The organism is Lottiidibacillus patelloidae (assembly GCF_002262935.1).
Taxonomy (GTDB): Bacteria; Bacillota; Bacilli; order Bacillales; family SA5d-4; genus Lottiidibacillus; species Lottiidibacillus patelloidae.
Genome location: NZ_NPIA01000005.1, coordinates 268,632 through 286,484 on the forward strand (window position 1 = coordinate 268,632; position 17,853 = coordinate 286,484).

21 protein-coding genes are annotated in these 17,853 nt (G+C 38.8%); 20 read left to right on the forward strand and 1 reads right to left on the reverse strand.

The window, feature by feature from the left end:
- Positions 1–58: 58 nt before the first annotated feature.
- The 8 genes from CIB95_RS11225 to CIB95_RS11265 all read left to right on the forward strand — a co-directional run bounded on the left by CIB95_RS11225 (position 59) and on the right by CIB95_RS11265 (position 6,331).
- The gene (locus tag CIB95_RS11225; RefSeq protein WP_094925187.1) at positions 59–547 is read left to right on the forward strand and encodes a low molecular weight protein arginine phosphatase; all 489 of its coding nucleotides are present in this window, start codon (positions 59–61) and stop codon (positions 545–547) included.
- A 4-nt stretch (positions 548–551) separates the two neighbouring features.
- Positions 552–1,004, forward strand: coding sequence for a ribose 5-phosphate isomerase B (gene rpiB / locus CIB95_RS11230; RefSeq protein ID WP_094925189.1), 453 nt, complete (start codon positions 552–554; stop codon positions 1,002–1,004).
- A complete protein-coding gene (locus CIB95_RS11235; protein WP_094925191.1) occupies positions 979–1,569 on the forward strand; it encodes a TIGR01440 family protein in 591 nt (196 codons plus the stop codon). The genes rpiB and CIB95_RS11235 overlap by 26 nt, the downstream gene beginning before the upstream one ends.
- Positions 1,570–1,657: 88 nt before the next feature.
- The gene (locus CIB95_RS11240) at positions 1,658–2,893 is read left to right on the forward strand and encodes a serine hydroxymethyltransferase (protein ID WP_094925193.1); all 1,236 of its coding nucleotides are present in this window, start codon (positions 1,658–1,660) and stop codon (positions 2,891–2,893) included.
- A 151-nt stretch (positions 2,894–3,044) separates the two neighbouring features.
- Positions 3,045–3,674: a uracil phosphoribosyltransferase gene (gene upp / locus CIB95_RS11245; RefSeq protein ID WP_094925195.1), complete on the forward strand. Its 630-nt coding sequence runs from the start codon at positions 3,045–3,047 to the stop codon at positions 3,672–3,674.
- 21 nt (positions 3,675–3,695) lie between these two features.
- The gene (gene wecB / locus CIB95_RS11250) at positions 3,696–4,841 is read left to right on the forward strand and encodes a non-hydrolyzing UDP-N-acetylglucosamine 2-epimerase (protein WP_094925197.1); all 1,146 of its coding nucleotides are present in this window, start codon (positions 3,696–3,698) and stop codon (positions 4,839–4,841) included.
- 65 nt (positions 4,842–4,906) lie between these two features.
- On the forward strand, positions 4,907–5,164 hold the full coding sequence (locus CIB95_RS11255) for a hypothetical protein (RefSeq protein WP_094925199.1): 258 nt from the start codon (positions 4,907–4,909) through the stop codon (positions 5,162–5,164).
- 324 nt (positions 5,165–5,488) lie between these two features.
- On the forward strand, positions 5,489–6,331 hold the full coding sequence (locus tag CIB95_RS11265) for a DUF2628 domain-containing protein (protein WP_094925203.1): 843 nt from the start codon (positions 5,489–5,491) through the stop codon (positions 6,329–6,331).
- A gap of 45 nt (positions 6,332–6,376) precedes the next feature.
- On the opposite strand, the gene CIB95_RS11270 is transcribed toward CIB95_RS11265, so the two are convergent.
- Positions 6,377–6,838, reverse strand: a complete 462-nt coding sequence (locus tag CIB95_RS11270) for a hypothetical protein (protein WP_094925205.1) — start codon at positions 6,836–6,838, stop codon at positions 6,377–6,379.
- Between the two features lie 157 nt (positions 6,839–6,995).
- On the opposite strand from CIB95_RS11270, the gene CIB95_RS16515 reads away from it, so the two are divergent.
- From CIB95_RS16515 to CIB95_RS11330, 12 genes are all read left to right on the forward strand, one after another.
- Positions 6,996–9,176, forward strand: a complete 2,181-nt coding sequence (locus CIB95_RS16515) for a S8 family serine peptidase (protein WP_158217612.1) — start codon at positions 6,996–6,998, stop codon at positions 9,174–9,176.
- 174 nt (positions 9,177–9,350) lie between these two features.
- Positions 9,351–9,575 (forward strand): AtpZ/AtpI family protein, encoded by a 225-nt coding sequence (locus tag CIB95_RS11280; RefSeq protein ID WP_094925209.1) that lies wholly within the window; start codon positions 9,351–9,353, stop codon positions 9,573–9,575.
- A complete protein-coding gene (locus tag CIB95_RS11285; protein WP_094925211.1) occupies positions 9,575–9,958 on the forward strand; it encodes an ATP synthase subunit I in 384 nt (127 codons plus the stop codon). The genes CIB95_RS11280 and CIB95_RS11285 overlap by 1 nt, the downstream gene beginning before the upstream one ends.
- Positions 9,959–9,960: 2 nt before the next feature.
- Positions 9,961–10,683: a F0F1 ATP synthase subunit A gene (atpB, locus tag CIB95_RS11290; protein ID WP_094925213.1), complete on the forward strand. Its 723-nt coding sequence runs from the start codon at positions 9,961–9,963 to the stop codon at positions 10,681–10,683.
- Between the two features lie 77 nt (positions 10,684–10,760).
- Complete coding sequence (gene atpE / locus CIB95_RS11295) at positions 10,761–10,973, forward strand: F0F1 ATP synthase subunit C (RefSeq protein WP_094925215.1); 213 nt, start codon at positions 10,761–10,763, stop codon at positions 10,971–10,973.
- A gap of 83 nt (positions 10,974–11,056) precedes the next feature.
- Positions 11,057–11,545, forward strand: a complete 489-nt coding sequence (gene atpF, locus CIB95_RS11300; protein ID WP_233144121.1) for a F0F1 ATP synthase subunit B — start codon at positions 11,057–11,059, stop codon at positions 11,543–11,545.
- Positions 11,542–12,087 (forward strand): F0F1 ATP synthase subunit delta, encoded by a 546-nt coding sequence (locus CIB95_RS11305; RefSeq protein ID WP_094925219.1) that lies wholly within the window; start codon positions 11,542–11,544, stop codon positions 12,085–12,087. Before atpF ends, CIB95_RS11305 begins: the two co-directional genes overlap by 4 nt.
- Positions 12,088–12,103: 16 nt before the next feature.
- The gene (gene atpA, locus CIB95_RS11310) at positions 12,104–13,612 is read left to right on the forward strand and encodes a F0F1 ATP synthase subunit alpha (RefSeq protein WP_094925221.1); all 1,509 of its coding nucleotides are present in this window, start codon (positions 12,104–12,106) and stop codon (positions 13,610–13,612) included.
- Positions 13,613–13,654: 42 nt separating this feature from the next.
- Entirely contained in the window at positions 13,655–14,509 is an 855-nt protein-coding gene (gene atpG / locus CIB95_RS11315) for an ATP synthase F1 subunit gamma (protein ID WP_094925223.1), read from the forward strand.
- Between the two features lie 39 nt (positions 14,510–14,548).
- A complete protein-coding gene (gene atpD, locus CIB95_RS11320) occupies positions 14,549–15,970 on the forward strand; it encodes a F0F1 ATP synthase subunit beta (RefSeq protein ID WP_094925225.1) in 1,422 nt (473 codons plus the stop codon).
- A gap of 36 nt (positions 15,971–16,006) precedes the next feature.
- Positions 16,007–16,399: a F0F1 ATP synthase subunit epsilon gene (locus CIB95_RS11325; RefSeq protein WP_094925227.1), complete on the forward strand. Its 393-nt coding sequence runs from the start codon at positions 16,007–16,009 to the stop codon at positions 16,397–16,399.
- Between the two features lie 377 nt (positions 16,400–16,776).
- Positions 16,777–17,853 (forward strand): GLUG motif-containing protein (locus CIB95_RS11330; protein ID WP_332893286.1); only part of this gene is annotated, 1,077 nt, incomplete at its 3' end.

The window sequence follows — 17,853 nt, forward strand, 5'->3', positions numbered from 1 at the left end:
TCATTTTCACTTCTTCCATGAAACGGGTATGATAGTAGAAAAAGGAGGGGGAAAGTAAGTGAAACACGTTCTTTTTGTATGTACCGGTAATACGTGCCGCTCGCCAATGGCAGAGGCACTTGCAAATAATCGTTACAATGATAAATTTATCGCAAAATCTGCCGGTGTTTTTGCAAGTAATGGCATGCCTGCTTCGGTAAATAGCATCGACGCAATGAAAGAAAAAGGCATTGACCTTGATCATCAATCGTCACCATTAACAAACGAGCTTGTCGATTGGGCCGATATCGTGTTAACAATGACAGAAAACCATAAAAGTGCAATATTAGCTACTTACCCATCTGCGGCAGAAAAATTGTATACGTTAAAAGAATATGCCAATCGTGAAACGGATAATGAAAAGTTGGACAAGCTAAATGACGTGCAAAACAATCTTTGGAAAAATGATATATCAGATCCGTTTGGTGGATCTCTTGCATTATATAAAGAAACACTACTTGAAATAGAAGAAGCGTTAGAAAAAATACATAAACGACTAGGAGGATAACAAAATGAAAGTTGCAATCGGGTCAGACCACGGTGGCGTAAACATCCGTAAGGAAATTATTGAATTAATGGAAAGCATGAATATTGAAGTAGTCGATATCGGCTGTGAATGTAGTGAATCTGTCGATTATCCAGACTACGCTATCCCAGTTGCCGAAAAAGTAGCTAGTGGTGAAGTAGATCGTGGAATTCTTATTTGTGGAACAGGTATTGGGATGTCCATTGCTGCCAATAAAGTAAAAGGAATTCGCTGCGCCTTAGTCCATGATACGTTTAGTGCAAAAGCTACTCGTGAACATAACGATAGTAATATCCTCGCGATGGGAGAAAGAGTCATTGGGCCAGGCCTTGCGCGTGATATTGCGAAAATTTGGCTAGAAACAGACTATGAAGGTGGCCGTCATGCCCGCCGTGTTGGAAAGATCTCCGAATATGAAGGGGAAAACAGCAATGGATAATCGTGCAATTTATGAAACGCTAACTACATTACTTACAGAATTACAAGACAATGCTAAGCTTTCGGCAGGTGATTTATTCGTTGTAGGTTGTAGTACGAGTGAAGTAATGGGAGAGCATATCGGTACAACTGGCTCAGAAGATGTTGCCCGCGATCTTTTTGCTGCATTAAGGGAATTTGCTGAAGAGACAGGAGTCGCTTTAGCTTTTCAATGTTGTGAGCATTTAAACCGTGCTCTTATCGTCGAAAAGCAAACGGCGAAAGAAAACAAACTTGAACAAGTGACAGTGATTCCAACTGGCAAAGCTGGTGGGGCAATGGCAACATATGCATACAGGCAAATGCGAGAGCCAGTCGCAGTCGAACATATAAAAGCGGATGCTGGTATTGATATCGGCGACACGTTTATTGGTATGCATTTAAAACATGTTGCAGTTCCAGTGCGAGGATCAATGCGCCTTGTCGGGGGGGCAAACGTGACGATGGCAAAAACTCGTCCGAAGCTCATCGGTGGAGAGCGTGCTGTTTACCGTGATGATACAGATCAAGATTGTATTTCTTCATAAATTATCGTCATTAACGCTAATAAATGATAAAATAAAAGCGGTTTCAATTTTCAGATAAGATTTTGAAAAAGGGGAAGGAGCTTCAATTATGAAACATTTAGCCCAGCAAGACCAAGAAGTAATGCAATCGATTCAAGATGAGCTCATAAGACAACAAACGAAAATCGAACTGATCGCTTCAGAAAACTTTGTCAGCAAAGCTGTCATGGAAGCGCAAGGTTCGGTCTTAACAAATAAATATGCAGAAGGTTACCCAGGCCGTCGTTACTATGGTGGCTGTGAACATGTCGATGTTGCAGAAAATATTGCTCGTGATCGTGCGAAAAAACTTTTCGGAGCAGAACATGCCAACGTGCAACCACACTCAGGTGCCCAAGCGAACATGGGTGTTTATTTCACAATTTTAGAGCATGGTGACACTGTTTTAGGGATGAACCTTTCTCATGGTGGTCATTTAACGCACGGTAGTCACGTAAACTTTAGTGGGATTAACTATAACTTCGTTGAGTATGGCGTAGATGAAGAAACACATACAATTAATTACGAAGATGTTTTAGAGAAAGCAAAGTTACATAATCCAAAGTTAATCGTTGCTGGAGCAAGTGCATACCCGCGTGCGATTGATTTTAAACGTTTCCGTGATATTGCTGATGAAGTAGGCGCATACCTAATGGTCGATATGGCTCATATCGCTGGCTTAGTAGCTGCTGGTTTACACGAAAATCCAGTTCCTTATGCTGACTTTGTTACGACAACAACTCATAAAACATTACGTGGACCTCGTGGTGGCATGATTCTTTGTAAAGAAGAATGGGCGAAGAAAATTGATAAGTCAATCTTCCCTGGCCTGCAAGGTGGACCATTAATGCATGTGATCGCGGCTAAGGCAGTAGCTTTCGGTGAAGCTCTGCAACCTAGCTTTAAAGAATATGCACAAAATGTCATCGACAATGCGAAGCGTTTAGGAGAAGCTCTGAACCGTGAAGGACTTCGTTTAGTTTCTGGTGGGACAGACAACCACTTATTACTAATTGATGTCCGTAGTTTAAATATTACTGGTAAAGTGGCAGAACATGCACTCGACGAAATCGGCATTACAGCGAACAAAAATACGATTCCATTTGACCCAGAAAGTCCATTTGTTACTAGTGGTGTCCGTATCGGTACAGCAGCAGTGACATCTCGTGGATTTAGCTTAGAAGCAATGGACGAAGTAGCGGCAATTATTGCTTTAACTTTAAAAAATCTAGAAAACGAAGAAAAACTAAACGAAGCTCGCGAGCGAGTTGCGGCACTATCAAAACAATATCCGTTATACGAATAAAATTTAAGCAGACAAAGCTTTTTCCGAAGCATTTGTCTGCTTTTTTTCGTATTAAAGAGGATTTAGAAAAATTAATTTTATCATTGCTTGAACTAGCATTTGTTTTTCTGTACAATTTGTGAAGACCATTACAAAAAAGGAGCGGATAATAATGGGAAAACTATACGTTTTTGACCACCCACTTATTCAACATAAACTTACATATATTAGAGACAAAAAAACAGGTACGAAAGAATTTCGTGAAATTGTGGACGAGCTAGCTGCATTAATGGCTTTTGAAATTACACGTAACTTACCACTGGAAGAAGTAGAAGTTGAAACACCAGTAAGTATTGCAAAATCTAATGTACTAGCTGGTAAGAAGTTAGGGATTATTCCTATTTTACGTGCAGGACTTGGAATGGTTGATGGGATTTTAAAGTTAATTCCTACAGCTAAGGTCGGTCATGTTGGGTTATACCGTGACCCAGAAACATTGCAACCAGTCGAATATTATGTGAAGCTACCTTCTGATATTAATGAACGTGAATTAATCGTAGTTGACCCAATGCTTGCAACAGGTGGATCAGCAATTGAAGCAATCCACTCATTAAAGAAACGTGGAGCTGTTAACATTAAATTTATGTGTATTATCGCAGCACCTGAAGGAATTGAAGCATTGCAAAAAGCCCATGATGATGTAGAAATCTACGTTGCTGGCTTAGATGAAAAATTAAATGAAAAAGGTTATATCGTTCCTGGTTTAGGTGACGCAGGCGACCGCCTTTTCGGAACGAAATAGAGTGAAGCGGGGGAAAACGCTATGACAGATCGCATTAAAGTAATGACCATTTTCGGGACGCGACCAGAGGCAATAAAAATGGCCCCGCTCGTTCTTGAACTACAAAAGCATAGCGAACAAATCGAATCAATCGTAACGGTAACAGCACAGCACCGTGAAATGCTTGACCAAGTAATGAACATTTTTAACATTACGCCTGATTACGATTTAAATATTATGAAAGACCGCCAAACGTTAGTTGGAGTGACAACGCGTGCGCTTGAAGGTTTAAATGATGTCATGAGTAAAGTGAAACCAGACATCGTTCTCGTTCATGGTGATACGACAACTACATTTGTAGCTAGTCTGGCTGGTTTTTATAATCAAATTGCAATTGGTCACGTTGAAGCAGGTCTTCGCACTTGGAATAAGTATTCACCATTTCCGGAAGAGATGAACCGTCAACTTACAGGAGTAATGGCTGACTTACATTTCTCTCCAACGTCACAAGCAGAGCAAAGCTTGCTTGCGGAAAACAAAAAGGGAGAAAGCATTTTCGTAACTGGAAATACTGCCATTGATGCCTTAAAGACAACTGTAAAAGACGACTACCAAAGTGATGTATTAGATCGTTTAGGTGATGACCGTCTCATTTTAATGACTGCGCACCGTCGTGAAAACCTTGGTGAGCCAATGCGTAACATGTTCCGTGCGATTAAACGTTTAGTAGATGAGCATGGAGACGTGCAAGTAGTGTATCCTGTTCACTTAAATCCTGCTGTTCGTGAAGTAGCTGATGAAGTGTTAGGAAACGACCCGCGCATCCATTTGATCGAACCGTTAGATGTTGTCGACTTCCATAACTTTGCTTCTCGTGCTTACATGATATTAACGGATTCTGGTGGTGTTCAAGAGGAAGCTCCTTCTTTAGGTGTACCAGTTCTCGTACTGCGCGACACTACAGAACGTCCGGAAGGAATTGAAGCTGGAACATTAAAACTTGCAGGAACAGACGAAGAAAATATATATACACTTGCAAAAGAGCTTTTAACGGACAAAGAAGAATACGAAAAAATGTCAAAAGCATCTAACCCGTATGGGGATGGAAAAGCATCTGAACGTATTGTTGAAGCAATTCTTTATCACTTCAACAAGAAAAGCGAACGTCCGGAAAACTTCAGACCGTAAATATGGTATAATTTTCAATACACTCAGAATATTCTGAGTGTATTTTTTTCTTGAGAGGTGTATTTATGAAAAGATTTATTGACTTTGCTTTTGGTAAACCGTATGAAAAAGGGGAATCATTCACGCATAAGTACTTCCGTTTTACGTATTGGGCTGCAGTAGTTTTTTACTTCATCACAATTAGTCAGCAATTACTAATTTTTATTTTCAATCCAAGTAAAGATATTATTTTTGTCTTATTTTCTATTGTTTTATTTCCTATAATTTTTCGATTGATATATCGACTTGTAGGCTATCCGCATGGTATTAAAAGAGAAGAATAAGAGAAAGGAATATAGAGTGGTAAAATTAATATCATATATTACATACTTTGTAGTTGTTGTATTCATCTATACCGTTTTATTTATTCCCCCTTACATAAAAGAAGGTAATCTGATTGGGATTGAAATATTAGTAGGAATAGCCATTATTTATATAATGAAAACATATAAAAAAGTTGGTTTTCTCCTAGCACTTCCCTTCGCAGTATATTTGTTTTATGAGCAACCGTATTTATTGTTATTTTTTCTATTTTTTTGGGGCGTGAAATTTTTTGAAGAATTATTCAAAAAAAGCAAATAAACATCTAGGGAAAGGAGCGCAATGAAATGAATGTAGCAGAATTTTGGTTACCTGTATTAATTGGATTAGTAGGAGGAACATGGGTTTTAATTTATCTTGTTAAAAAGTTAGATGGAATTGAAAAATTTAGGATGTTTAGTCTTGTGTTTTTAGGGTATGGTTCAGCAATAGGTATGATTGTTATGCATTATGTCGACCATATAGCAACTCTGTTACTCCTTCCTCTTGTACTTATTATTTTTTTCATATGGATAAAAATGCCACAAACATTTTATGAAAAGTATATAAAGAAACACTTCGAAAAATATTTTCCTAAACCAGATATTACATATTCTGATAAAGTGAAAGCTGATAAATCTCATAAAGATTATTATGTGTTTGATAAGGTAAGTGAGTATTCGGAAGAAGAAATTGAATTAATTGTTGGTAAGAGATATCAAAAGTTTTTAAGTAAATGGATAAAGATGGAGCAAACAAATAAACATACAATGTTTAGTTGGTCACCGTTTTTCTTTTCTGTTTTTTGGTATGTGTATCGCAAAATGTGGAAACTGCCATTGTTTGTTTTGTTAGCATTGTATTGTTTATTATTTTATATCGTGTTAACTGGGAATAGAGTAGAACCAGTTGTATTTCTGATGCTTTATTTCATGCCTGGCATGACCGCATATTCAAGTTATCGTTTAGAAGTTCTTAAGAAATTAAGTGAAATTAAACATAAAGCAGATAGCGAAGAGGAACAAAGAAAGCTGATGAAGAAAAAAGGCGGGACAAGCTGGTTAATGGTTGTTGCATTTATTGCTCTCTTTTACTTCTTTGAATTTTTGTCTTCATTCATTTTAGCAATCATTCAAAAGATATTATATTAACTAAAAAAATACCCTGAAGAATTTATGTTCTTCAGGGTATTTTTCTTATTTTATTTTATTATGACTTGGAGCAATCCCAGTTTCCAAAATAGTATCAAAAACATCAATGGAGCTGTCGGAAAATTGCTTTTCTAAACTAAAAGAACCAGTTCCTTCGATGCCATAATGAATGATGAATGAAGTTAATCCATTAATCCGTTCATTGATTGACATTAAAAAGATGACAACATTATCAGAAAATGGATCATTTTTGTTTTCGTTTGCGTATTCGACTTCCAACTTTCTAAACGCTGCATGATGAGCTTCTAATTTCTCAATTAATGTCTCTTTATTTACTTCTGATGAACGAGCGTACGCTGCAGTCTGATAGAATGCGAGTAATTCAGCTTCAATGCGCTCCCTAATTGATAAACTTTCATCTGTTTCCTGACCAATTGTTTCATTGGAGCACCCGCTTGCAAGTATCCCTACAATTAATAGGAGTATGATGACTAATGTTTTTTTCAATTCTAAAACTCCCTCTCAACCCTAACTATATTTTTCCAATTATTATGTATTCACCATTTTGAGTAAATATCCTTTAAAAAATTCATTTTTTTATAAGTGCTACTTTCGTATTAAAAATGGACACTTGCGGCATCGTAACAATATTGGAGGTGTAAATGTGTATCGTGTTCTATTCATTATAGCTCTCTTTATATGTGCGATTTTATCAAACGATACTAGTGCCGTCGCCAAGGAAAGCACAGTGGTTCTCCTCATTGAGGCTAAGGGTGATGTTGATGCAGCTATCGCTGACGTGCAAAAAGTAGTACCAACAGGCAAAGTAAAATATCGCTACAAACACGTTTTTAACGGATTTTCGTTTGAGATTAGCAGAAAAGAAGTAAACAAATTAGACAAAGTTAAGCATATAAAATCTACACATGAAGCAAATACATATACATTGCTCTATTATAATAACGGGACATTTATAGGGGCGGAAGATGTTCGTACCTATCTAGATATAAAAGGGCAACGATTGACGGGGAAAGGAATAAAAGTCGCTGTCATTGATACCGGTATAGACTACACACATCAAGATTTGAAAAGAAGGTATAAAGGTGGTCGGGACTTTATTGACAATGACGATGATCCAATGGAAACGAGGTCACTTGGATCATTAAATACGTTACACGGCACGCACGTTGCTGGGATCATTGCTGGTGATGGGAAAATTCGCGGTGTTGCGCCTGATGCACATATTTATGCGTACCGTGCACTCGGACCTGGGGGAAGAGGAACGTCTGATCAAGTTATTGCAGCGATTGATCAAGCCGTTGAAGATGGGATGGACGTGATAAACTTATCGCTTGGAAATCCTGTCAATGGACCGGATTGGCCGACTAGTATAGCTTTAAACAAAGCTGTAGAAAAAGGGGTTGTTGCGGTCACCTCTAGTGGTAATAGTGGTCCATCTATTTGGACGGTAGGATCTCCTGGAACGTCTTCAAAAGCAATAGCAGTTGGAGCGTCTTACCCACCTCTATTACTACCAAAAGTAGCAGTTAAGAAAATAGATGAGCAATTCTCTATGCTTCCGTTACAAGGATCAGTACCGTGGGAGTTAAAAAGAGATTATGAGGTCGTTTATCGTGGTTTAGGTGAAAGAGAGAAAATGACAGATGTCAAAGGGAAAATAGTTCTACTAGAACGTGGTATCATTCCTTTTGCAGAAAAAGCAAAAGCAGCGGAAGATAATGGTGCAGTGGCTGTCCTTATTTATAACAATGAGGAAGGTAATTTCCAAGGTGGGATAATGGGTGACATTAAAATACCGGTCGCATCACTTGCACAAAAAGATGGATTAAAACTTCGTAAAGAAATAGCTGCATCAAAGACATGGCTAGCAACAGAATCTGAAACGATAGTAGATAAAATTGCTAGCTTTAGCTCAAGAGGACCTGTAACACACTCATGGGAAATCAAGCCAGATATCGTAGCGCCCGGTGTGCAAATTAATAGTACAGTTCCAGAAGGGTATCAACCGTTAGATGGAACAAGTATGGCAGCCCCGCATATCGCAGGAGCAGCCGCTTTAATTAAGCAAGCTCACCCAACTTGGTCACCAGAGCAAATTAAAGCAGCATTAATGAACACGGCGAAAATTCTTGTAGATAAAAAAGGAGACCCTTATCCGCCTTATGAGCAAGGAGCAGGGAGAGTACAAGTGGAAGCTGCTTTAAAAGCAGAAACATTAATTTATCCAAGCTCGATTGGGATTGGAAAAGTAAGCAAACAAGATCAACGTACCAAAAAAACATTCAAAATGACCATTGAAAATGTGTCGGACCGGTCATCCAAACTTTCATTTACCCTGCCAGAAAATAAGGGTGGTATAAGTTGGCAATTACCATTGTCATCAACGCTAAAACCAGGCGAAAAAAAAGAGATAAAACTGGGGCTAGAGTTAACACCTTCTGTATTAAAAGAAGGGTTGAATTATGGCTCACTCCAAGTTTCAGCAGGTAAGCAACTGATTCATTTACCATATCTCTTCGTCGTTAATGAACCAAACTACCCACGCCTTGCGAACTTTGGCTTCGGCAAAGGGGAAGAAGAGGAGACTTACATGTATGAAGTCTACCTTCCTAGAGGTGCAGATGAATTTGGTATTATGCTTTACGAGGCAGATACGCTTCGATTTGATCGCGTATTTGACTATAAGAAAAATGTCGAACGAGGACTTCTGGAAGTGCAAATACCGAAAGAAAGAATTGGAAAATCAGGAGAGTACATTGCGATCATATTTGCGAAAAAAGCAGGAAAGGAAGACATGATTCAAGCACATTTATCTATCCCTTAACGAAAGATGTGACAAGTTTGTGAATTTGTGACAACAGTCACTTTTTCACTTGTTTAAATTGCCTGAAATGAATTGACATTGACATTTCCCTATTGTAGACTTACAGAGGGTAACAATGATAAGGTTTTCACCTTAAATTACGCGAACAATTTAAGGAAAAGGAGCTGTCGTTTTTTGCAAAATCAAAATCGCAATCCTTTTAAAGCGATGGCATTGATGAGTGTGATTCTATCGCAATTAGTCGGAGCAACACTTGTTGGTGTGTTCGGCGGGATTTGGCTTGATGGTCAAATACATACGAAACCGTTATTTCTTGTCATTGGCTTACTTCTCGGACTAGCAGCAGGCGTCTATAGTACAATTCGTCTAGTTAATCGTTATTTAGGAGACGAAGAATAATGACAGAATACGAAATCACATTCAAGCGCTACCTTAGTTTGAACTTGTTCGCACTATCAATTTTTATTGCTGGTTGGGCAATAACACCTTATGATACCGTTTTCCTCGGATTATTGTTAGGTGGATCTGGAAGTTTGTACAACCTCTGGCAGATGTACAGAAAAACGAACAAATTAGGAAATGCCGCTGCGAATAAGCAGAAGCAACCAACGTTAGGATCTTTGTCTCGTCTAATGACTGGTGGATTAGCTGCTTTAATTGCACTGCGTTATCCGGAAACCTTCCACTTGGTAAGTGTGGTAGTGGGGCTGATGGCTAGCTACATTATCATCTTCATAGATTTTTTATCTTTTCAAACGCTACGAAGGAAGAGAGGTGAATAAATATGGATCACGGAGTCCCTCATTTTGAACTTTTTGGGCTACACGGTGACTGGTCAGCAATCTTAATGACAACAGTTGCAGCAGTAATCGTATTCCTTTTAGCAGTTGGAGCAACTCGCACTCTTGCAATGCGACCGACAGGTTTACAAAACTTCATTGAATGGGTTTTTGATTTCATAAAAGGAATCATAAGTAGTACGATGGATTGGAAAACAGGTGGACGCTTCTTAACATTAGGAGTTACGCTTATTATGTATATCTTCGTAGCAAACATGTTAGGGTTACCATTTGCAGTCGTGTATCACCATGAGCTTTGGTGGAAATCACCGACAGCTGACCCAGCAATCACTTTAACATTAGCAGTTATGGTTGTTGCCTTAACTCACTACTATGGAGTGAAGATGAAGGGTGCAAAAGAATATGGTAAAGATTTCTTCAAACCATTAAGTTTCTTATTTCCGTTAAAGATTATTGAGGAGTTTGCTAATACGTTAACTCTTGGACTACGTCTTTACGGTAATATTTTGGCAGGTGAGATTTTACTAACATTGTTAGCAGGTCTCGCAGTAACTGATCACCACTTTAACATTTTAGGAGCAATCGGAGGATTTTTCCCGATGTTAGTGTGGCAAGGATTTAGTATCTTTATAGGTGCGATCCAAGCATTTATTTTCGTTATGTTAACGATGGTTTATATGGCCCACAAAGTGAGTCACGACCATTAATATAAACTCTCCATTTGGAGAATTGCATTACAAAATATTTTAAAAAACTTTAAGGATTAAAAGGGAGGAAATACACAATGAATTTATTAGCAGCAGCTATCGCAGTAGGTTTAGCAGCAATCGGAGCAGGTATTGGTAACGGTCTTATCGTAAAAAGTACAGTAGAAGGTATCGCTCGTCAACCTCAATTACAAGGTAAGTTACAAACTACAATGTTTATCGGGGTTGCATTAGTTGAGGCATTACCGATCATCGCTGTAGTAATCGCATTCATCGTTTTAGGTGGATAATAATAGTCTAAATATTTAGTGGCGAAGATTCAATTCGAACCTTCGCTACTCGTTTTATATGACCTTTGAGGGGAGTGAACAGCGTGGAACATATTAATTTCTGGGGCATAGTCTATCAGTTAGTTGTTTTCATCGTATTGTTAGGCTTGCTACGCAAATATGCATGGGGACCTTTAATGGGAATCATGAAGCAACGTGAAGAGCATATTGCTAATGAAATTGAAACAGCTGAACGCAATCGTGAAGAAGCTAAAAAATTCATCGAAGAACAGCGTGCAGAACTTAAGAAAGCTCGTCAAGACGCTCAAGAAATCATTGAAAACGCGAAGAAGCTAAGCGAAAAGCAAGGAGAAGAAATCCTTGATTTAGCTCGTCAAGAAGGGGAACGCCTGAAGGCAAGCGCACTTCGTGAAATCGAGCGTGAGAAAGAACTTGCTGTAAAAGCATTACGCGAACAAGTTGCTACTTTATCTGTTATGATCGCTTCTAAAGTTATTGAAAAAGAACTGAATGCCAATGAGCAAACTGAGCTTGTTGAAAAGTACATTCAAGAAGTGGGAGTTAAGCAATGAGTAAAAACGCAGTATCAAATCGATATGCAGTTGCACTCTTTGAATTAGCAACAGAAAAAGGCAAACTTGATCAGCTTGAGCAAGAACTACGTGCATTTAAAGATGTATATAGTCAAAACAAAAACTTTCAACAATTCTTAAAGTATCCGAAAATTTCGGTAGCGAAGAAAAAAGAATTGTTAAAGGAAGCATTTGGTGAACTTTCAGCAGAAGCGCTAAACACACTTTACGTTATTGTTGATCGTAACCGTGAAGAAATCATCATCGATATGATTGAAGAATTCTTCGCTTTAGCAAATGAAAAACGTGGAATTGCAGAAGCGACTATCTACTCAGTGAAAGAACTTTCAGCTGATGAAGAGAAAGCGTTATCTGAAGTATTCGCGAAGCGTGTTGGTAAACAAACGCTAAACATTACAAACGTAATCGATAAAGAACTTATCGGTGGAATAAAAGTACAAATTGGCAATCGAATTTTCGACGGTAGTGTTAGTAACAAACTGAAGAAAATTCAACGTCAATTAGTCTCAGCACAAGGTTAAGAATAGGGGTGAAAGTATGAGCATCAAAGCAGAAGAAATTAGTGCGCTTATTAAAAAGCAAATAGAGAACTATGATTCTGAAATTGAAGTGAGCGACGTTGGTACAGTAATTCAAGTCGGTGACGGTATCGCTCGTGCTCATGGTCTTGACAACGTAATGGCTGGAGAACTTGTTGAATTCTCAAACGGTACAATGGGTATGGCCCAAAACCTTGAGGAAAACAACGTAGGTATCGTCATTTTAGGACCATATACTGAAATTCGCGAAGGCGATGAAGTAAAACGTACAGGACGTATCATGGAAGTTCCTGTCGGTGAGCAATTATTAGGACGCGTAGTTAACTCATTAGGTCAACCAGTTGATGGTTTAGGCCCAATCGAAACAACAAAAACTCGTCCAATCGAGAGCCCAGCACCAGGAGTAATGGATCGTAAATCAGTACATGAGCCATTACAAACAGGTATTAAAGCAATCGATGCGCTTGTACCAATCGGACGTGGACAACGTGAGTTAATCATCGGTGACCGTCAAACTGGTAAAACAGCAGTAGCGATTGACACAATCTTAAACCAAAAAGACGAAGATATGATTTGTATCTACGTTGCAATTGGTCAAAAAGAATCTACAGTACGTGGCGTAGTTGAAACATTACGTCAACACGGTGCGCTTGATTACACAATCGTTGTAACAGCGAGTGCTTCTCAACCAGCACCATTATTGTTCTTAGCTCCTTACACTGGTGTAACTATGGGTGAAGAGTTTATGTACAATGGTAAACACGTACTAGTAGTATATGATGACTTAACGAAACAAGCATCTGCTTATCGTGAGCTTTCATTATTACTACGTCGTCCTCCAGGTCGTGAAGCATATCCAGGGGATGTATTCTACTTACACAGTCGTTTATTAGAGCGTGCTGCTAAGTTATCTGATGCTAAAGGTGGCGGTTCATTAACTGCATTACCATTCATCGAAACTCAAGCTGGTGACGTATCTGCATATATTCCAACAAACGTAATCTCAATTACGGACGGACAAATCTTCTTACAATCTGACCTATTTTTCTCAGGTGTACGCCCAGCGATCAACGCCGGACTATCTGTATCACGTGTAGGTGGATCAGCACAAATCAGTGCGATGAAGAAGGTTGCTGGTACGCTACGTCTAGACTTAGCGTCTTACCGTGAATTAGAAGCGTTCGCACAATTCGGTTCTGACCTTGATAAAGCTACGCAAGCGAAGTTAAACCGTGGTGCACGTACAGTTGAAATCTTAAAGCAAGGCTTACACAAGCCATTAGCTGTTGAAAAACAAGTTGCAAGTTTATACGCATTAACACGCGGATTCTTAGATGATATTCCTGTTGAAGACGTAAGTCGTTTCGAAGGAGAGTTCCACACTTGGTTAGACCATAACAGCAAGGAGCTTTTAGCTGCTATTCGTGAATCAGGTAAGTTACCTGCTGATGAAGACTTCGCAGAAGCGATTAACGCATTTAAGAAAACGTTCGTTGTTTCTGAATAATAGAATTCTGAAATCAGAAAAGCGAAAAGGTGGTGAAACGGAGTGGCATCTTTACGAGATATAAAAGGACGTATTACGTCGACGAAGAAAACGAAGCAAATTACGAAAGCGATGGAAATGGTATCTGCAGCGAAATTCGCACGTGCAGAGCAAAATGCTAAAGCTTTCGTACCTTACATGGATAAAATGCAAGAAGTTGTTGGAAGCATCGCTTCTAATAGCACTTCAAACAATCCGATGATGGAATCTCGCCCTGTAAAGAAAACTGGTTACGTTGTTATTACATCTGACCGTGGACTAGCAGGTGCGTATAACTCTAACGTACTTCGTCACGTTACTCGTACAATTGGAAAACGCCATCAATCGACTGATGAATACGAAATCATCGTTATCGGTCGTATCGGACGAGATTTCTTTAAGAAGCGCAATATGCCTGTAGCTCTAGAAGTAACAGGTTTAGGTGACCAACCTTCATTCGCTGATATTAAAGATATTGCTAGCAAAGGTGTTGGCAGATTCGTCGATGGAGAAATTGATGAGCTATACATGGTTTATAACCATTTTGTGAGTGCCATTTCTCAAACATTAGAAGAGAAGAAGTTACTTCCTCTTACTGATATTGAAAACACTGGTAACTCAGCATTATATGAATATGAACCTTCAGAAGAAGAAATATTAGAAGTCCTATTACCGCAATATGCCGAAAGCTTGATCTACGGCGCTTTACTTGACGGTAAAGCTAGTGAACATGCTGCGCGTATGACAGCGATGAAGAGTGCGACAGACAATGCGTCTGATTTAATCGATTCATTAACGCTTTCTTACAACCGTGCACGTCAAGCAGCGATTACGCAAGAAATTACGGAAATTGTCGGAGGAGCAGCTGCACTAGAATAGTCGCAGCGCTTTGCGGAATTGAAGTCAGGAGGGAAAACGATGAATAAAGGACTGATTACTCAAGTAATGGGACCTGTAGTAGACGTTAAGTTTGCAAGCGGTCAATTACCTGAAATCTATAACGCCCTTACAGTTGAATATAAAGGACAGTCTGCAAGCGAAAAAGATTTTAACTTAACGCTTGAAGTTGCTCTTCACCTAGGAAACGATACAGTTCGTACAGTTGCGATGTCTTCTACAGACGGTTTAATTCGTGGAGTAGAAGTTGTTGATACAGGTGCACCTATCTCTGTTCCAGTTGGTGATGTAACTTTAGGACGTGTATTTAACGTATTAGGTGAATCAATCGACTTAGATGAAAAAATTACTGGTGATGTACGTCGTGACCCTATTCACCGTCTAGCACCTACATTCGAAGACTTATCTACAACTACTGAAATTCTTGAAACAGGAATTAAAGTTGTAGACTTACTAGCTCCTTACATTAAGGGTGGTAAGATCGGTTTATTCGGTGGTGCCGGTGTAGGTAAAACAGTACTTATCCAAGAATTAATTAACAACATCGCTCAAGAGCACGGTGGTATCTCAGTATTCGCCGGTGTAGGTGAGCGTACTCGTGAAGGTAATGACCTTTATCACGAAATGAGCGACTCTGGCGTTATCAAGAAAACTGCGATGGTATTCGGTCAAATGAACGAGCCACCAGGTGCGCGTCAACGTGTTGCATTAACAGGATTAACAATGGCGGAATATTTCCGTGATGAGCAAGGACAAGACGTTCTTTTCTTCATCGATAACATTTTCCGCTTTACACAAGCAGGTTCTGAGGTATCAGCATTATTAGGACGTATGCCTTCTGCCGTTGGTTACCAACCAACATTGGCTACAGAAATGGGTCAATTACAAGAGCGTATCACGTCAACTAACGTTGGTTCAGTTACATCAATCCAAGCGATTTATGTACCTGCCGATGACTATACTGACCCAGCACCAGCAACAACTTTCGCTCACTTAGATGCAACAACTAACTTAGAGCGTAAGTTATCTGAAATGGGTATTTACCCTGCGGTAGACCCACTTGCTTCAACTTCACGTGCATTGTCACCTGAAATTGTTGGAGAAGAGCATTACGAAGTAGCACGTAGCGTACAATCAACATTACAACGTTACAAAGAATTACAAGATATCATTGCAATTCTAGGTATGGATGAGCTTTCTGATGAAGATAAGCAAATCGTAAACCGTGCTCGTCGTATTCAATTCTTCTTATCACAAAACTTCCACGTGGCTGAGCAATTTACTGGTCAAGCTGGATCATACGTACCTGTTCAAGAAACAGTTAAAGGTTTCAAGGAAATCCTTGAAGGCAAGTATGACCACTTACCGGAAGATGCTTTCCGTCTAGTTGGTCGTATTGAAGAAGTAGTGGCTAAAGCAGAAGAAATGGAAGCAAAAGCGTAAAAATTGGACTGTTAAAAGACCCAAGGAGGGTTTGAGATGGATATGATTAAAGTTAGCATTGCCACTCCTGACGGTCCGGTTTACGAAGGTGACGTGGAAATGGTTGTTGTGAAAGCACAATCAGGGGAGCTTGGTATCTTACCAGGTCACGTACCTCTCGTAGCTCCGCTTACTATTGGGGCGGTTCGCTTAATTCAAAATAATGAAGAAAAGCCGGTCGCAGTTAGCGGTGGATTTTTAGAAGTTCGTCCTGACAAAGTGACGATTTTAGCACAAAGTGCTGAAATGCCAGAAAAAATCAATGTTGAGCGTGCGAAAGAAGCAAAAGAACGTGCAGAAAAGCGCATGAACGACAAGGATATTGACATGAAACGTGCGGAACTAGCACTTGCTCGTGCGATGAACCGTATCGATATTGCAGGAAAATAAACATAGTGGAAGCAACTGTTTGCTGAAACTAGATAATCATTCAAAAAGGATGGCCAATTGGCCATCCTTTTTTTATGCTCTATATATTAAGGACTTACTATTAATGTGTTTAGGAATTTAGTCAAATTCTCACCTTTTCAAATAAATATTAGAAATTAAGGGAATTTTTTATAAAAAAAGAAGGATAAGTCTATACTAAGTAGTATAGTAGTATATTAGTATTATAATTTTAATAATAAGTACATATCTTTTAAATAATACATATGAATACCAACTACTAGTATAAAAGATGCCAATAGCACTACTTTCAAGCGAGTGGTGCTTTCTTATGTCATTAAAATATAATATGAACCCCATAAAATACAAGGAGGAAATTCATGAAATATTATGTTAAGCAACAACTCAGAAAGAGTATAAACATTTTACTTGCAGTACTTTTAGTCATACCTTTATTTGCAACAGTTGCCCCGCAACAAGCTAGTGCAATAAGCCCATTTGCAGGAGGGTCAGGTACGGAGCAGGATCCTTATTTAATTGAAACTGCGGGCCAGTTAAATGAAGTGAGGAATTACTTAGATAAACACTTCAAACAAATAAAGGATATTGACCTATCTAGCTATAATAATTGGCTACCGATAGGTAATGATAGTAACAGATTTATAGGGTCATTCGACGGTGCAGGTTATATCATTAGTAACTTAACGATAAATCAAGGAAACAATGCAGCTCTATTTGCTTATACTGGAAGTTCCGCTGAATTAAAGAATGTCGGAATAGAAAATGTAAATTCTCAGGGAAGTAATTATGTAGGAAGCTTAGTTGCCCACAACTATGGAATAATAGCAAATTCCTATAGTACAGGAGTAGTAAAGGGTGTTAATGATACAGGTGGTTTAGTTACATACAATCATGGAACGATAACAAACGCCTACCACTCAGGAGAAGTAACTGGTACTAATACAGTAGGTGGCTTAGTTGGCCATAATCTTGGAACAATAACAAACACATATAGCACAGGAAAAGTAGTGGGAACTAATAGTGTAGGTGGCTTAGTTGGGATTAACTCAAGTTGGGATTGGCCTTCACAGAACATTCCAGATCCTAGCGATTATGCAACAATAACAAATTCCTATACAACAGGAGAAGTAACGGGAGTTAATAGTGACAGCTTTTGTTATGATAATTTTTTTGGAACAATAACAAACTCTTCAGTTAAAACAAAAGCTGAAATGAAGCAAAAAGAAACATTTGAAAATTGGGATTTTGGAACAATTTGGTATATCGAAGAGGGCATAAGCTATCCTACATTTTTATGGCTGATTGACGATACTTCGCCAGAATTAAATATGGAAATTACAGGAACAAAAGGAAATAACGACTGGTACACAACAGAAGCAACATTTAAGTTAACAGCGACAGATAATTTATCTGGCGTAAAAGAAATACAATATCGC

Bases quoted from the DNA above. Each gene is read 5' to 3' on its own strand.
- CIB95_RS11305 (WP_094925219.1), top strand. From the start codon at position 11,542: ATGAGTAAAAACGCAGTATCAAATCGATATGCAGTTGCACTCTTTGAA.
- atpD (WP_094925225.1), top strand. From the start codon at position 14,549: ATGAATAAAGGACTGATTACTCAAGTAATGGGACCTGTAGTAGACGTT.
- atpB (WP_094925213.1), top strand. From the start codon at position 9,961: ATGGATCACGGAGTCCCTCATTTTGAACTTTTTGGGCTACACGGTGAC.
- upp (WP_094925195.1), top strand. From the start codon at position 3,045: ATGGGAAAACTATACGTTTTTGACCACCCACTTATTCAACATAAACTT.
- atpE (WP_094925215.1), top strand. From the start codon at position 10,761: ATGAATTTATTAGCAGCAGCTATCGCAGTAGGTTTAGCAGCAATCGGA.
- CIB95_RS11235 (WP_094925191.1), top strand. From the start codon at position 979: ATGAAGGGGAAAACAGCAATGGATAATCGTGCAATTTATGAAACGCTA.
- rpiB (WP_094925189.1), top strand. From the start codon at position 552: ATGAAAGTTGCAATCGGGTCAGACCACGGTGGCGTAAACATCCGTAAG.
- CIB95_RS11325 (WP_094925227.1), top strand. From the start codon at position 16,007: ATGGATATGATTAAAGTTAGCATTGCCACTCCTGACGGTCCGGTTTAC.
- wecB (WP_094925197.1), top strand. From the start codon at position 3,696: ATGACAGATCGCATTAAAGTAATGACCATTTTCGGGACGCGACCAGAG.
- CIB95_RS11240 (WP_094925193.1), top strand. From the start codon at position 1,658: ATGAAACATTTAGCCCAGCAAGACCAAGAAGTAATGCAATCGATTCAA.
- CIB95_RS11265 (WP_094925203.1), top strand. From the start codon at position 5,489: ATGAATGTAGCAGAATTTTGGTTACCTGTATTAATTGGATTAGTAGGA.
- CIB95_RS11285 (WP_094925211.1), top strand. From the start codon at position 9,575: ATGACAGAATACGAAATCACATTCAAGCGCTACCTTAGTTTGAACTTG.
- CIB95_RS11255 (WP_094925199.1), top strand. From the start codon at position 4,907: ATGAAAAGATTTATTGACTTTGCTTTTGGTAAACCGTATGAAAAAGGG.
- atpA (WP_094925221.1), top strand. From the start codon at position 12,104: ATGAGCATCAAAGCAGAAGAAATTAGTGCGCTTATTAAAAAGCAAATA.